The sequence below is a fragment of the Nocardia sp. NPDC019395 genome (genome assembly GCF_040632335.1).
GTDB lineage: Bacteria > Actinomycetota > Actinomycetes > Mycobacteriales > Mycobacteriaceae > Nocardia.
Genome location: NZ_JBEYBT010000009.1, coordinates 51194 through 65980, shown reverse-complemented (window position 1 = coordinate 65980; position 14787 = coordinate 51194). Strand labels below are relative to the sequence as shown.

12 protein-coding genes are annotated in these 14787 nt (G+C 68.2%); 6 read left to right on the top strand and 6 right to left on the bottom strand.

All coding sequences use genetic code 11. The features are described from left to right. Positions 1-25: 25 nt before the first annotated feature. From ABZ827_RS20675 to ABZ827_RS20655, 5 genes are all read right to left on the bottom strand, one after another. Entirely contained in the window at positions 26-1027 is a 1002-nt protein-coding gene (locus tag ABZ827_RS20675) for a formamidase (RefSeq protein ID WP_357238822.1), read from the bottom strand. Beyond that, positions 1024-2520 carry an amidase gene (locus tag ABZ827_RS20670; RefSeq protein ID WP_357238820.1) on the bottom strand — a complete coding sequence of 499 codons (1497 nt, stop codon included), beginning with the start codon at positions 2518-2520 and terminating at the stop codon, positions 1024-1026. The genes ABZ827_RS20675 and ABZ827_RS20670 overlap by 4 nt, the downstream gene beginning before the upstream one ends. Beyond that, a complete protein-coding gene (locus ABZ827_RS20665) occupies positions 2517-3869 on the bottom strand; it encodes a cytosine permease (protein ID WP_357238818.1) in 1353 nt (450 codons plus the stop codon). The genes ABZ827_RS20670 and ABZ827_RS20665 overlap by 4 nt, the downstream gene beginning before the upstream one ends. 77 nt (positions 3870-3946) lie before the next feature. Beyond that, a complete protein-coding gene (locus tag ABZ827_RS20660; protein ID WP_357238816.1) occupies positions 3947-6112 on the bottom strand; it encodes an amidase family protein in 2166 nt (721 codons plus the stop codon). A 347-nt stretch (positions 6113-6459) separates the two neighbouring features. Further along, a complete protein-coding gene (locus ABZ827_RS20655) occupies positions 6460-7344 on the bottom strand; it encodes a hypothetical protein (RefSeq protein WP_357238814.1) in 885 nt (294 codons plus the stop codon). Between the two features lie 36 nt (positions 7345-7380). Here ABZ827_RS20655 and glmS point away from each other — a divergent pair, with 36 nt between their 5' ends. Beyond that, positions 7381-9264, top strand: a complete 1884-nt coding sequence (gene glmS / locus ABZ827_RS20650; protein WP_357238812.1) for a glutamine--fructose-6-phosphate transaminase (isomerizing) — start codon at positions 7381-7383, stop codon at positions 9262-9264. Between the two features lie 64 nt (positions 9265-9328). On the opposite strand, the gene ABZ827_RS20645 is transcribed toward glmS, so the two are convergent. Continuing rightward, a complete protein-coding gene (locus ABZ827_RS20645) occupies positions 9329-9730 on the bottom strand; it encodes a plastocyanin/azurin family copper-binding protein (RefSeq protein WP_357238810.1) in 402 nt (133 codons plus the stop codon). Between the two features lie 65 nt (positions 9731-9795). Between ABZ827_RS20645 and ABZ827_RS20640 the strand changes: the two genes are divergently transcribed. The 5 genes from ABZ827_RS20640 to tsaB all read left to right on the top strand — a co-directional run bounded on the left by ABZ827_RS20640 (position 9796) and on the right by tsaB (position 14787). Continuing rightward, the gene (locus tag ABZ827_RS20640) at positions 9796-11256 is read left to right on the top strand and encodes an NAD(P)H-hydrate dehydratase (protein WP_357238989.1); all 1461 of its coding nucleotides are present in this window, start codon (positions 9796-9798) and stop codon (positions 11254-11256) included. Positions 11257-11343: 87 nt separating this feature from the next. Continuing rightward, a complete protein-coding gene (gene alr, locus ABZ827_RS20635; protein WP_357238808.1) occupies positions 11344-12492 on the top strand; it encodes an alanine racemase in 1149 nt (382 codons plus the stop codon). 56 nt (positions 12493-12548) lie between these two features. Next, a complete protein-coding gene (locus tag ABZ827_RS20630; RefSeq protein ID WP_357238987.1) occupies positions 12549-13571 on the top strand; it encodes an alpha/beta hydrolase in 1023 nt (340 codons plus the stop codon). Then, positions 13564-14031, top strand: coding sequence for a tRNA (adenosine(37)-N6)-threonylcarbamoyltransferase complex ATPase subunit type 1 TsaE (gene tsaE / locus ABZ827_RS20625; protein WP_357238806.1), 468 nt, complete (start codon positions 13564-13566; stop codon positions 14029-14031). Before ABZ827_RS20630 ends, tsaE begins: the two co-directional genes overlap by 8 nt. Before the next feature lie 51 nt (positions 14032-14082). Beyond that, entirely contained in the window at positions 14083-14787 is a 705-nt protein-coding gene (tsaB, locus tag ABZ827_RS20620) for a tRNA (adenosine(37)-N6)-threonylcarbamoyltransferase complex dimerization subunit type 1 TsaB (protein ID WP_357238804.1), read from the top strand.

The following is a 14787-nucleotide window of genomic DNA, read 5'->3' as shown; positions in this document are numbered from 1 at the left end:
CGGGCGGGATACCACTCTGCCCGGCTCATCGCGCCCGCACCTCGGCAGGCACACTCCAGCCCGCGCCCGTGCCGTCCACATGGTGGACCTCGGATTCCCACGGCACCCGGTACGTGCCCGCCATCAGGTCCTGCATGAATGTGTACGGGCAGTCCCGTGCGCCGCCCTCCACGGCCGAGTAGCCGCGGTGACCGAGTTGGTAGATGTTGTTCTCGACTCCCCAGGTCTGCCTGGCCTGGTCCGCCCGCGCCGGGACGACCTCCGCCGTGACCACCCGATCAGGCGTCCCGTCCCCCTGCGCCAGGACGGTGCCGTCGATATCGCAGACCATGGCCTCGCCCTGCGACCAGATATTGTTCTGGTCCGAGCCGGCGAGGGCCACCGAGACCGTGTAGGCCAGATTCTGGAAGGCGTTCGCCTGATTGGTGATCTGCCAGGCCTGCCGGATCGGGTAGGTATAGCCCGCGGTCCGCAGAATGACATTCGCGCCCTTGTAGGCGGCCTCGCGCGCCATCTCGGGCAGCATGCCGTCGTGGCAGATGATCAGTGCGAGCTTGGACCCGGACGGTCCGTCGCATACCGGGATGCCGAGGTCGCCCGGCGCCCACGGTTCGGCGGGGACCCAGGGATGCATTTTGCGGTAGTAGAGACGTTCACGGCCTTCGTTGTCGAAGATGATCCCGCTGTTCCACGGCGCGCCGTCCGGATTCCGTTCCATGATCGAGAAGCAGCCCCATACCTGGGCTTCGCGGCAGGCGTCGGCCAGCACCGTCATCTCCGGGCCGTCCCGGTCGCACAGTAAGGCGTTGTCCAGCCAGTTCTCCGGGTCCAGCCCGTTGATGCTGTACTCCGGCACGAGCATCAGATCGATGGTGGGCATGCCTTTTTTGGCGCGTTTCACTATGTCCGCGAGCCGCTCCGCGGTGGCCTTCAGATCGCCGGGTTCGTGGATGGTGGGTACCTGTGCCTGCACCAATCCCACCACCAGTGCACCCGGTGTCGGGTTGAGTCCGTCGAGTCCGGTCATCGTGTGCGGTACTCCTCTCGTGTTCCGTCGATGGTCGACTCCCCGAGTTCGGGCCACCGGGAGTGCCACGGCCGTTCCTGTTCGAAGAGTGCGGCCGCCGCGAGTACTTCGCCGTCGCCGAGGTGCGGTCCGGCGATCTGCAGTCCGACGGGCAATCCGGCGGAGGTGAATCCCGCCGGGACCGATATCGCGGGTTGACCGGTCCAGTTGAAAATATTCAGGAAGCCCAGCCAGCTGCCGGAATCCACCATGCGGCCGTCGATCAATTCGGGCCCCTGGATGCCGATCGGAAACGCGGGTACGGCCAGGCTCGGCGTGACCAGCAGGTCGTAGTTCTGCATGAACCGCCACATCTGGTTGACCACTCGCTTGCGCATCATCTGCGCGGTGGTGAATTCCTCTGCTGTCCAAGGGTGTTCGATCAGCTCGACCAGATGGGGTGACATCCGATCCCGGTGCTGCGCCACGAGTCCGCGCATGCCCACGAGATCGCTGTCGGCCATGACGATCGGCCAGATGTAGGGGCGCGGGTCGTCGATTCCGGGGTCCGCCTCGACCACCGTCGCACCCAGTTTCTCGAAGGACTCGACCGCTGCCGCGACAATCGATCGGACCTGGGGGTCGACCGGAAGATAGCCGAGGTCCGCCGAGTAGGCGATTCGCTTGCCGGCCAGACTCCGCGCCGGATCAGCGGAAACCGATCCGCGCCAATCGACGTCGCCGGCCGGGAGCGAATGCCGGTCTCGTGGATCCGGACCCGCGAGCACCGACATCAGCAGTGCCGTATCCGCGACGGTGCGCGTCATCGGCCCGATATGTTCGATCGTCTCCCAGCTCGACATACCGGGGAATCGCTCATCCCGGCATCCGGGGTAGAGCGGGACCCGGCCCATCGACGCCTTGAAGCCGACCAGCCCGCACAGGGACGCGGGTATCCGGACGGACCCACCGCCGTCGCTGCCCAGGGCGAGCGGCGCCATACCGGTGGCCACCGCCACCGCGGAACCGGCCGACGATCCACCGGGCGTCAACTCCGGGTTCCACGGGTTGCGCGCCGGCGGCGACACCGGATTGTGGCCGACCGCGCTGTAACCGAACTCCGGCACGGTCGTCTTGCCCAGGATCACCGCTCCGGCGTTCTTGACCCGTTCCACGACGATATCGTCTTCGTCGGGGATCCAATCCCCGTAGACGACCGTCCCGTTCCGGGTGGGCACCCCCGCGGTCGCTATCAGATCCTTGACGGCGATCGGAACACCTGCCAGTGGTCCCGGATCGTCACCACGGGCGAAGGCGGCGTCCACCTCGGTCGCTTGGGCCCGCGCCAGCGCATCGGTGCGTTCGACAAAGGCATGAAGGCTGTCGTCGAGGGCGTCGACCCGGGCGAGCGCGCTCTCGACGACCTCGGCGGCCGTGACCTTCCCGGTGCGGATCAACGAGGCGATCTCGACCGCGGTTGCTCCCGCCAGGCCGGTGTCGGATACGAGTGTCACTGCGCCACCTCGATTCCTGTTGCGCCGACGGCAGTGGTGCGGCTGATCCGGTCCGGGACGACTGCCTCGACGAGGAGGTAGGCGACGGCCGCGCACACCATTCCGACGATCGCTTCGCTGAGTTGCGGCGCCCAGTGGTGCACCGCGTAGGCGCAGGCAGCGCCGATGATCCAGGCGGCGAACGGCTGTACCCGCAACCCCGTGATCGTCCGCGACGCCGCGCGCCGGGTGATCAGCTGATCGACGATGAGCACGGCGCCGATCGAGGGCACGAAGATACCGAGCAGGTTGAGCCAGGTACCGAAATGGCTCCACACGCCGGCGAGCGCGATCACCACGCCGGCGGCACCGAGGATGATGGTCAGCAGCCGCATCTTCGATCCGGTGAGCTGGCTCCACCCGACCGCGCCGTTGTACAGGCAGTGCGCGCATACCGATCCGAGATTGACGAATACGAAGACGACCGCGAGGACGGTGAGCACCGCACCGTGGTCGGTGAGGATCGGCAGGAAGTCACCACCGTTGGCGGCCGGATTCACCGCGGCACCGGCGGCCACCACGATCGCGCCGACGACCATGGCGATCGCGTTCGCGACGGGAAAGGCGCTGAACGTGGCGACGACCGCTTCCTTTCCGTTACGAGACCAGCGGGTGAAGTCGGCGGTCATCGTTCCGGAGTCGACGAATCCGGCGACGACGATCGAGATCGCCGCGCCGATCGAGAGCACCGTCGCGTCGCTCGCGCCTCGATAGGAGGTGATCGCGCCGATGCCGTCGGATCGCGTCGCGATCACCACGGCGACGATGCCGAGAGCGATGAACAACGGTGCCGCGATGAGACCGATGACGGTCAGCGCGCGGATTCCGATGAAGGTGATGCCGATGTACAGGAGTCCGGCGACCAGGGCGAGGAGGGTCGCGTTCCAGCCGAGCGACGTTTCCAGGGTGGCCCCGGTCAAACCGGTTTGGAAGGCGAACCAGCCGATGACGACGGTCGACAGGAAACCCGCCACGATCTTCGCCCCGTTGCGCCCGAACGTTTCGGCCGCGCTGAGCGCGAAGTTCTTACCGGTTGTGCCCGCGAGATAGGACAGCGCGCCGACGTAGGCGAACAGGACGAGATTGCCGATCAGGATGGACAGGATTCCCTTCCAGAAGCCCAGACCGTAGGCGATGGTGCCGCCGAAGATGGCGGAGGTGAGGACCATCGGGAAGCCGAACCACACCGCCGATACCGAGAATACGGAGCGCCGATGTGATCCGGGGACGGGTTCGTTCTCGAATTCCTCTTCGAGCGCCACGTGTTTGCCGTGCTCCACGGCGGGGGGGTCTTGGGTACGCGTTGTCATGCGGGTCCATCCTTTTTCGAAAAGGGTTGTGCGCCCAGGTCACCGTTGACGTGGCGAATCGGTGGTCGATCGGTGGTTCAGGAGGTCAGCGCCGCCGGCCGCCGCGGAGTCGCGGCCAGTTCCCATGCCCGCGCGAAACGGAGCAAGGCGAGCTCCGACAGCGGCCGGCCCAGGACCTCCAGGCCGACCGGCAGCCCGGAATCGGTGAAGCCGGCGGGGATGCTCAGCGCCGGCAGCGAGGTCTGGGAGGCGATCACGGTGTTCGTCGGAAAGTCCAGGGCGGTCCAGCGTTTCGCCTCGAGTTCGGCACGCGTCGGAGCCGGGACCTGAACCGTGGGATATACCAGGAAGTCGACGCGGGCCTGCGCCATCATCGAGACGAGGGTGCGCCGCCACTCCTCCTGGCGCAGCCGTCCGCGCAGGTAGGCCGGGTCGTCATCGGGGTCGTCCGGGCCGGAGACGAGATCGCCGAACAGATCGGTGAGCGGGTGGAAACGTCCGGCCGCGACGATCTCGTCCACCGATCCGGCCGGTGCGCCGGGACGCTGCGCCAGGAACTCGTCGATGTCCTTCTTGGAACAGCGGGTATAGAGGGATGTCTCCTCGATCCACGATTCCAGATTCCCGAGGCGCAGACCTTCGATCACCTCGGTGCCGAGCCGGCCGAGCCGGTCGATCGCCGACCGCACGACGGCGTTCGTCATCTCCTGGTCGGGTCCCGCACCGAATGCGTCCGACAGCACCCCGATCCGGAAGGTACGCAGTGCGTCCGCATTCACGTCACCGAGTGCGGCGGCATAGTTTCCGATATCGGGGTTGCTTGCCGCTATACCGGTGTACGGATCGGTGGGGTCGTATCCGGCGACGACATCGAGGACGGCGGCCAGATCGGTGACCGTGCGTGCCATCGGCCCGGGCGTGTCCTGGAAGTGCAGTAACGGCGAAAAGCCGGTGCGGGGAATGAGCCCGGTGGTGACCCGCAGGCCGAAAAGATTGGTGAAGGAGGCGGGGAGCCGGATCGATCCACCGGTGTCCTCGCCGATACCGACGAGACACAGGTTCGCGGTCACCGCCGCAGCCGTACCGGCGCTGGAACCGCCGGTCTCCCGGTCGGTGTCGTAAGGGTTCTTGGTATGGCCGGTCCGGGACGAGAAGGAGAACCACCCCGCCGCGAAATCACACATCGCGGTTTTACCCAGGATGACCGCGCCCGCCTCCCGGAGGCGTCGCACGACCGCGGCATCGACGTCGGGTACGTAATCGGCGAATACCTCGGATCCGAACGATGTCGGTATACCGCGTGTTTCACCTTGGTCCTTGACCAGGACCGGAACGCCGTGGAGTGGTCCGGCGAGCTTGCCCGTGCGCGCGTACCGCTCGTCCAGTCGCGCGGCGTCACGAAGGGCGGCCGGGTTGACCGTCACCACGGAGTTGAGCCGGAGGCCGTCCGGGTTACCGGCCGAATCGATATCGCCGATTCTCGTCAGGTACCAGCTGGTGAGTTCCGCGCTGGTCGTCTCGCCGCTCTCGATCATGCGGTGGAACGAATCGACCGACAGTTCTTCGTAATTCGTCGTGGCTTCGATATCTGTCCCGTCGGGTGCGCCGAGCGCGCCGACGATGGCCTCCGCGGTGGTTTCGATGTGATGCCGGGTGGCGTCGAGGAGTTCGTCGAGCTTCCGGTCGACCATCAGCCGGTACATATGCTCGTGGTCGCGCCGCGCGTCGTCCAGATTGTCCGGCGCTGTCGCGTAGATCGCCATGTACGGCTGAATGCGGTCCCAGATGTTGTGGATCAGTTCGATGAGGTACCGGCTCTCGGCATATCCGTACAAGGTCTGATGGAACTTGCGATTGAGTTCACGCCAGATATCCGGCGCGATACCGGGATCGCCCATCTCGTCGAGGACCGCGCGCATCGCGGCGATACCGTCGTCGTCGAGACGGATCAGCGCCCATTCCGTGGCCAGCAATTCCAGTGTCAGTCTGATGGCGAACAATTGACGGATCTCGTCCGCGTCGAGTGCCGTGACCGTGACAGCCCGCCGGTCGAACGCGACCAGCCCTTCGAATTGGAGGCGTTTCAGCGCTTCCCGAGTCGGCATGGTCGAAACTCCGGCCGATTGTGCCAGCGTCCGGATCGAAATTCGGGTCCCGGGTTTGATGCGTCCCTCGAGAATCCGGCGGCGGACCTGCTGATACACCGATTCCGCCATTGTCCGTTCCGTCGAATCGACGGTCATGTGATATCACCTCACCTTCACATCCCGGCGTGATCACACTCTGGGAAGTCTGGCGTGGTGCCATGTCATGACTGTTCGGGTTGCGTTACGGCCTGATGACCGAGCCGCAGCGGCCCTGGACAGGTCCCGTGGGAATCGGATGGGAATCGGTGTCGACACCGGCAGCCCCTCGGCCGGGGTCGCCGCTCAGGCATAACGACACGCCGCCATGCGCTTACGAGGGCAGCGGCTACCGGTTCGGATCTCTCGCGGCACACCCGGCAACCGCGCCGAACAGTAGGTTGATTGTTCGGATGAGCGCGTAGAACGTGACGCGGGACCCCGGACCGGTCTCCGGCCGGGGGCTGTTACTTCCGGAGCGTCCGGACCAGCTTGCCCACCGTCGCGGGGTCGGGCGTCGCGGCGGCATTGCGACTCTCCTCTTGGTCCAGGAGTGCGGCCGCCGGGTCGATGACGTGGGTGTGGCGTATCGAGGTGTCCGGATCGGAGAAGGCGGCGTACTTCTTGTCGCCGCGGAGGGTGTGGAGGAGATAGCCCGTGAGTATGGCACGGGTGGCGCGGGCCGTTTTCGGTTCGTGTTTACCGCCGCCCAGAGCCGCGAGGAGCCGGCGGCCTTCGGCGAGACCGTTGCGGCCGGCGCCTTCGAGAGTGCGCAGGATCACCGGCCCCGACCAGGCGGCGGCCAGGGGGACCGCGTTCGAGCTGAGCGAATCGATATCCGACACGCCCGCCAGGATCAGGGCGGGGGTGTCGATATCGGGGGCGACCGATTCGGCGGCGGGGGCGGTGGGGGCGGGGAAGAGAGGAGTGACCGCGGCCACGCGATGCTGGGAGGCGGCGAGGACCGCGGCGCCCGCGCCCATGCCGTGGCCGGCGAGGGCGAGACGTTCGGGGTGCACCGTGAGGGTGCCGTCGCCGAGGCGGACGCCGGTGCAGATATCGAGAGTCGTGAGCAGATCCGTGGCCAGGTTGAGGTGGGAGGCCAGGGGGCCGCGTTCGGTATCGGGGGCGGCGGCGACGATGCCCCAGGACGCGAGGTGTTCCAGCAGGGTGCCGTAGGCGGCGGCGCTGTTCAGCCAGCCGTGGCCGAAGGCGACAGCGGGTAGGTCGCGGCCGGTCTCCGGCGTGTACACCACGCCGGGCTGACCCGCGATGGCCAGGTTCCCGCGGAGCACCCGGTGCGGGCCGCGGCTGGTCAGACTGCTCAGGAGTGATTTCACAGACGCCGACACGACGTAAACGTTAGCCGATAAGTACTCTGGTGACCCATGTGCGGAATCGTGGGGTACGTCGGGTACCGGGACGCGTTGGGCGTCGTCGTCGCTGCCTTGCGCCGCATGGAGTACCGAGGTTACGACTCCGCGGGCGTGGCGATTCTCGACGGCGCCGGGCATGCCGCGATCGAGCGGCGCGCCGGACGGCTGAGCAATCTGGAAGAGGCGCTGGACACCGCGGGCGCCGGTGCGTTCGCCGGCACCACCGGGATGGGGCATACCCGGTGGGCGACGCACGGCGCGCCGAACGACCGCAACGCCCATCCGCACCAGGATGCGAGCGGGAAGGTCGCGGTGGTGCACAACGGCATCATCGAGAACTTCGTCCAGTTGCGGCGTGAGCTCGAGGCCGCCGGGGTCGAGTTGCGCAGTGAAACCGATTCCGAGGTCGCCGTGCACCTGGTGGCCCGGGCCTACGCCGAGGGGCCGACCGCGGGCGATTTCGAGGCCAGCGCACTCTCGGTGCTGCGGCGGCTCGAGGGCGCGTTCACGGTGGTCTTCACCCACGCCGACCATCCGGGCACGATCGTCGCCGCGCGGCATTCGACCCCGCTCGTGGTGGGGGTGGGCGAGAACGAGATGTTCATCGCCTCCGATCTCACCGCGTTCATCGAGCACACCCGCGAAGCCGTCGAACTGGGTGAGGGGCAGGCGGTGGTGATCACCGCCGACGGTTACCGGGTCACCGATTTCCACGGTTCCGCCGAGGGCGTGCAGACCCGCCCGTTCACCATCGACTGGGATCTGGCCGCCGCCGAGAAGGGCGGCCACGACTACTTCATGCTGAAGGAGATCGACGAGCAGCCCGGCGCGGTCGCCGACACACTCATCGGTCACTTCGACCAGAGCCCCAGCCTCGCCGGCCGGATCGTGCTGGACGAGCAGCGCCTCTCCGACCAGGAACTCCGCGATGTGGAGAAGGTCTTCGTGGTCGCCTGCGGTAGCGCTTATCACTCGGGGCTGGTCGCGAAATACGCCATCGAGCACTGGACCCGGCTGCCCGTGGAAGTGGAGCTGGCCAGCGAATTCCGCTACCGGGACCCGGTGCTGGACCGCTCCACCCTGGTGGTCGCGGTCTCGCAGTCGGGTGAGACGGCCGACACACTGGAAGCGGTCCGGCACGCCAAGAGCCAGAAGGCGCGGGTGCTGGCGGTCTGCAATACCAACGGTTCGCAGATCCCGCGCGAAGCCGACGCGGTGCTCTACACCCGGGCCGGGCCGGAGATCGGGGTGGCCTCCACCAAGGCGTTCCTCGCCCAGGTGACGGCGAACCTGCTGGTCGGGCTGGCGCTGGCGCAGGCGCGCGGCACCAAGTACCCGGACGAGGTGGCCCGCGAGTTCGCCGAACTGGAGGCCATGCCGAAGCTGGTGGAGCGGGTGCTGGAAACGGCGCCGCAGGTGCGGGCGATCGCCCGGGAACTGGCGCGCGAGCGGACCATCCTGTTCCTCGGCCGGCATGTGGGCTATCCGGTGGCACTCGAAGGTGCGCTCAAGCTCAAGGAACTGGCATATATGCACGCGGAGGGTTTCGCGGCGGGTGAGCTGAAGCACGGTCCGATCGCGCTGATCGAGGACGGGCTGCCGGTGATCGTGGTGATGCCGTCGCCGAAGGGTCGCGGGGTGCTGCACGCCAAACTGCTCAGCAATATCCGTGAGATCCAGGCACGTGGGGCGCGCACGATCGTGATCGCCGAGGAAGGTGACGATCTGGTCCGGCCGTTCGCCGACGATCTGATCGAGATCCCGTCCGCCCCGACCCTGTACCAGCCGCTGCTGTCGACCGTCCCGCTGCAGATCTTCGCCGCCGAGGTGGCTCAGGCCCGCGGCTACGACGTGGACAAACCGCGCAACCTCGCCAAATCGGTGACAGTCGAGTAAACGAACCTCGGGCTTCGCGCTCCGGCCGCGCGCGGACTGACCGGGTCTGCGCCGACCGGGCCGCCTATGCCTCCGCGACGGTGATCGTCCCGCGCATATCCGGGTGGATCGGGCACAGGTACCGGTATTCGCCCGGCGCGGTGAAGGTGTAGCTCCAATCGCCCACCTCGAACAGCGGACTGTTCAGGCCCATCGACTTATCGCCGATGCCCTGGACACCGTGCGGCAGGTCGCCGTCGAAATGCCAGGCCACGGTATCGCCGGGTTTGATGGTGATCTCGGCCGGGGAGAACGCGTCCTCCTCGACGAAAACGGTGACCGTCGCCTCCGGATCCTGCTGCGAATGTGTCCCCGGCGCATCGGTTCCGGACGTACCGGCATCGTCCGACCCGCAGCCGGACAGCAGGGCCGCGACGAGAGTGAATCCGGCGGCGGCGGCCGTTGCGGCGCGGCGAGGTCTGGGCATGGTGGCCAAGCGTAGTCTGCTGGCGTCGCCACCTGTCGACCGTGGAGGTGTGTTCGGTGACCGAGCTGTCCGGCTATTACACCGCCGACGAGGTGCGCGCGGCGGAGGCCGAGCTGTTCACCAGGGTTCCCGAGGGGGAACCGATGCGACGCGCGGCGTACGGGCTGGCCACGGTGGTGGCGGCCGAACTGCGCGCCCGCGGCGGCGGGGTCGCGGGCCGCGAGATCGGCCTGCTGGTGGGGTCCGGGGACAACGGCGGCGACGCACTGTGGGCGGGATCGATGTTGCGCCGCCGTGGTGTGGCGGTGACCGCGGTGCTGCTGAATCCGGCCCGGGCGCATGCGAAGGGGCTGGCCGCGCTGCGGAAGGCCGGGGGGCGGGTATGCGCCGATCCGGCCGCGGCAGTATCCGAATTGGCCGGCGCGGACCTGGTGGTGGACGGGATCGTGGGCATTTCCGGGCGTGGTTCGTTGCGCCCCGAAGCGGCGAGAATTGTTGCGGAACTGAATGTCCCGATAATCGCCGCGGACCTGCCGAGTGGGGTCGATCCGGATACCGGGGCGGTCGACGGGCCCGCGGTGCGGGCGGCGGTCACCGTCGCGTTCGGCGCCCGGAAGCCGGTGCACGCGCTGGCGGCCGCATGGTGTGGCCGAATCGAGTTGGTGCCCATCGGATTACGTCTGCCCGCTCCGCGCCTGGCCGCCCTGGATCCCGCCGCGGTGGGTGCGGGCTGGCCGGTTCCCGGGCCCGAAGACGATAAGTACACGCAAGGGGTCACCGGTGTTCATGCGGGTAGCGAGACCTACCCGGGCGCGGCCGTACTGTGCACCGGGGCCGCGGTGGCCGCGACATCCGGGATGGTCCGCTATGTCGGTTCCGCGGGGTCCGCTGTCCTCGCGCAGTATCCCGAAGTGGTCGCGGCACCCGATCTCGGCGCCGCCGGGCGGGTGCAGGCCTGGGTTTTCGGTCCCGGCTCCGGTACCGATCGCATCGCCCGCGACCGGCTTGCCGAGATCCTCGCCACGGAGCTTCCGGTGGTCGTCGATGCCGATGGGCTCACCCTGTTGGCGGAACAGCCCGACCTGGTCCGTGGCCGCCGAGCCGCCACCGTCCTCACTCCGCACGCCGGGGAATTCCACAGGTTGACCGGCCGCGATCCGGGTCCCGACCGGGCCGGGGCCGTCCGCGAACTCGCCGAAGACTGGCAGGTCACCGTTCTGCTGAAGGGGCGGGCGACCCTGATCGCCGAGCCGGGCGGTCCGCTACTGGTCAACGAGGCGGGCGGCTCCTGGGCGGCGACGGCAGGGGCCGGCGACATCCTGTCGGGCGTGATCGGTTCGCTGCTGGCCGCGGGCCGGGAACCCGGATGGGCCGCCGCGGCGGCGGCGCTGGTACATGCCGCGGCCGCCGATATCGCCGCGCACGCCGCGAGACCGGGTGCCGCCGGCGCCGCACCTATCTCGGCCGGTCCGTTGCTGCGTCACCTTCCCGCAGCCATCGCGACCCTTCGAGCCGGGCAGGCCTGAACCCTGGGCCGTGCCGGTGCGTACCCCGATTGTCCGGCTCGTTCGTGCCCACATGCGGGTAGGCATCGCACCGGACCGTTCGCGTAGATGGCAGTATCGGCAGATGTGAATGGGCAAGTGGAGACCGTCGTCGATCTGGACGCCATCGCGCACAACGTGGGCGTGCTGCGCGCACACGCCGGCGACGCCGCGGTGATGGTGGTGGTCAAGGCCGACGGCTACAACCACGGCGCGGTCGAGGTCGCGCGGGCGGCGCTCGGTGCGGGCGCGGCCGAGCTCGGGGTCACCACGATCGAGGAGGCGGTGGCGCTACGCACCGCGGGGATCGAGGCACCTATTCTGTGCTGGCTCAATGTGTGTGATGCGGATTACGCCGCCGCGATCGCCGCCGATATCGAGATCGGGATCTCCTCGCCGGAGCAGCTGGATGCGGTCGCCACCGCCGCGCGGCAATTGGGCCGCCGGGCCATTGTCACCCTCAAGGTCGATACCGGGCTCAACCGCAACGGTGTCGACCCGCACAACTATCCCGTGGTGCTCGCGGAATTGCGGAAACTGGTCGACGAGCAGGTCGTGCGGTTCCGGGCGATCTTCTCCCATCTCGCGCACGCCGACGAGCCCTATCACCCGGTGATCGATGTGCAGCGCGATCGTTTCCTGGAGGCCATCGCCACCGCGAAGGAATACGGCCTCGAACCGGAGCTGGTGCATCTGGCGAATTCCGCCGCGACCCTGACAAGGCCGGATCTGGCTTTCGATATGGTCCGCCCGGGGATCGCGGTATACGGCCTGACCCCGGTGCCGGATATCGGTGAATTCGATCTCCTGCCCGCGATGACCTTCCAGGCGGAGGTCGCCCTGGTCAAACGGGTCGCCAAGGGCGAGGGTGTTTCCTACGGCCATGAGTGGATCGCACCCGCCGACACCACGGTCGCGCTGATCCCGGCCGGATATGCCGACGGTGTCTTCCGTCCGCTCGGCGGGCGGATCGACGTATGGGTCGGCGGCCGGCGGCGGCCGAACCGGGGCCGGGTGTGCATGGATCAGCTGGTGGTCGACCTGGGCGACAACCAGGACGGAGTCGCGGAAGGTGATACCGCGATCCTGTTCGGCCCCGGCACCCGCGGTGAACCCCGCGCCCAGGACTGGGCGGACCTGCTCGGCACCATCCACTATGAAGTGGTGTGCGCGCCGCGCGGGCGGGTACACCGCCGCTATCGGGGAGGAGCTCGGTGAAACCACGCACGACACTGTTACGCGGCGGCCTGGCCACGGCCGGCGTCGTGGGCGCCATGGCCGGGGTGCACGCGCTGCGCCGCGCCGGTGCGAAAGTCCTGTGGCCGCCGGTGCGTGACGAATACCGGGACGAGAACTTCGCGCTGATCGATCTCGACCGCGCCGGTGAGGTAACCGCGGACGACGGGGTGAGCCTGGCCACTCGCGAATGGGGTACCGCCGACGCCGACGCGACCGTGATCTTCGTCCACGGTTTCTGTAACAGCATGGAGTCCTTCCACTTTCAACGCCGCCACCTGGCGCAACGCTGGGGTTCCCGGTTGCGGGTGGTGCTGTTCGATCTGCGCGGGCACGGCCGGTCGGGCACGCCGGAAACCGACAGCTGTACGGTCTCCCAGCTCGGCCGGGACCTGCTCACGGTGATCGACGCCCGGGCGCCGCGGGGACCGCTGATCCTGGTCGGGCATTCGCTCGGCGGGATGGCCGTGCTCGCCGCCGCCGCGCATGCGGGTGATCTGTTCGCCCAGCGGGTCCGTGCGGTGGCGCTGCTGTCCACCGCCGCCGCGGAGATCACCTCCGCCGGGATCGGCCAGTTGCTGCGCAACCCGGCGATCGACGGTTTCCGGCTGGCCGTGCACACCGCGCCGGCATTGGTGCAGGCCGGGCGGGTCACCGCACGTCAGATCATCACGCCGATACTGCATGTGAGTTCGTTCCACGGAACAGTGAGCGCGACGCTGTCGCGGTTCACCACCATGATGATCGACCGGACACCCGTCGAAACCGTGGTGAAGTTCCTGAAGGCCATCGAATTACACGACGAGGCCGCGGCTCTCCCGGTGCTGCGCGATATTCCGGTGCTGGTCCTCGGCGGTGGTCGTGATCTGGTGATCCCGTTCCGCAACTCCCGGGTCCTCGCCCGGGAATTGGCCGATTGCGAGCTCGTCCGCCTGCCGGAATGCGCGCATATGCCGCAGCTGCAATACCCGGAGGAAACGAACGCCGCCCTGGATCGGCTGCTGCTGCGCGCCGGTGTCGTCGATGCCGACGATGATCGTTACGAGGCCACCGGTGGCTGAGCGCGGCGAACGTGAACTGCCGGATGTCGCCGATACCGAGGCGCTCGGCCGCGAACTCGCCGCCGGGCTGCGAGCGGGGGATCTGGTGGTGCTCGACGGTCCGCTGGGCGCCGGTAAGACCGCGCTCACCCGCGGTATAGCCGCAGGTCTGGGGGTCGGAGGCCGGGTCAGTTCGCCGACCTTCGTGATCGCTCGCCGGCATCCCGCGGGCGAGCGCGTGGACGGTCCACCGGTACCGCTGGTACACGTCGACGCCTACCGGCTGGGCGGCAGCCTGGACGAACTCGACGCCCTCGACCTGGATACCGAACTAGACGACGCGGTCGTGGTGGTGGAATGGGGCAGCGGTGTGGTGGAGCGGCTGACGGGCCGGCATCTGCTGGTCCGGATGTCGCGGGAACCGGAATCCGAAGTGCGCACGGCATCTTGGGAGTGGGTGTCCACCGGCCCCGCCGAGTAGCCGTGCGCCACCACTGTGTGCGACCCGTCACCCGGTATCGTTGACCAGATCATGCTTGCACTTGCTGTCGACACCGCGACGCCTGCCGTCACGGCGGGACTGGTCGAACTGGAGCAGGCGGCCGGTGCGAACAGCCCGGACACCGCCGGCCCGCGGACCCTCGCCGTCCGGATACTCGTCGATGCCCGCGCCCACGCCGAGGCACTCACTCCGCAGATTCTGGAATGTATTTCCGAAGCGGGGGTGGCCCGGACGGATATCGCGGCGGTGGTCGCCGGAACAGGGCCGGGGCCGTTCACCGGTCTGCGCGTCGGGATGGCCACCGCGGCCGCGTTCGGTGACGCGCTGGGTATTCCGGTGCACGGCGTATGCAGTCTGGATGCCATAGCTTCCGACTGCGCCGGTGAACTCGGTCCCGATGACGAACTGCTGGTGGTCACCGATGCGCGCCGCCGCGAGGTGTATTCCGCGCGCTACCGCGATCGGGGGGCCCGCCGGATCGCCGGACCCGAGGTGACCAAACCCGCCGATCTGGATGTGACCGGCGCGACGTTCCTCGCCGGTTCCGCGGCCCATACCGCGCTGTTCGACCTGCCCGTACTGAATGTGCAGACACCGTCACCCGCCGGCCTGGTCGGGGTGGCGGCGTCCGCCTTGCTGTCGGATGCGGCACCCGAGCCGCTGGTTCCGCTGTACCTGCGGCGGCCGGACGCGGTCGAACGCAGTTACCGCACCCTCGACCGGATGGGAGCGTGA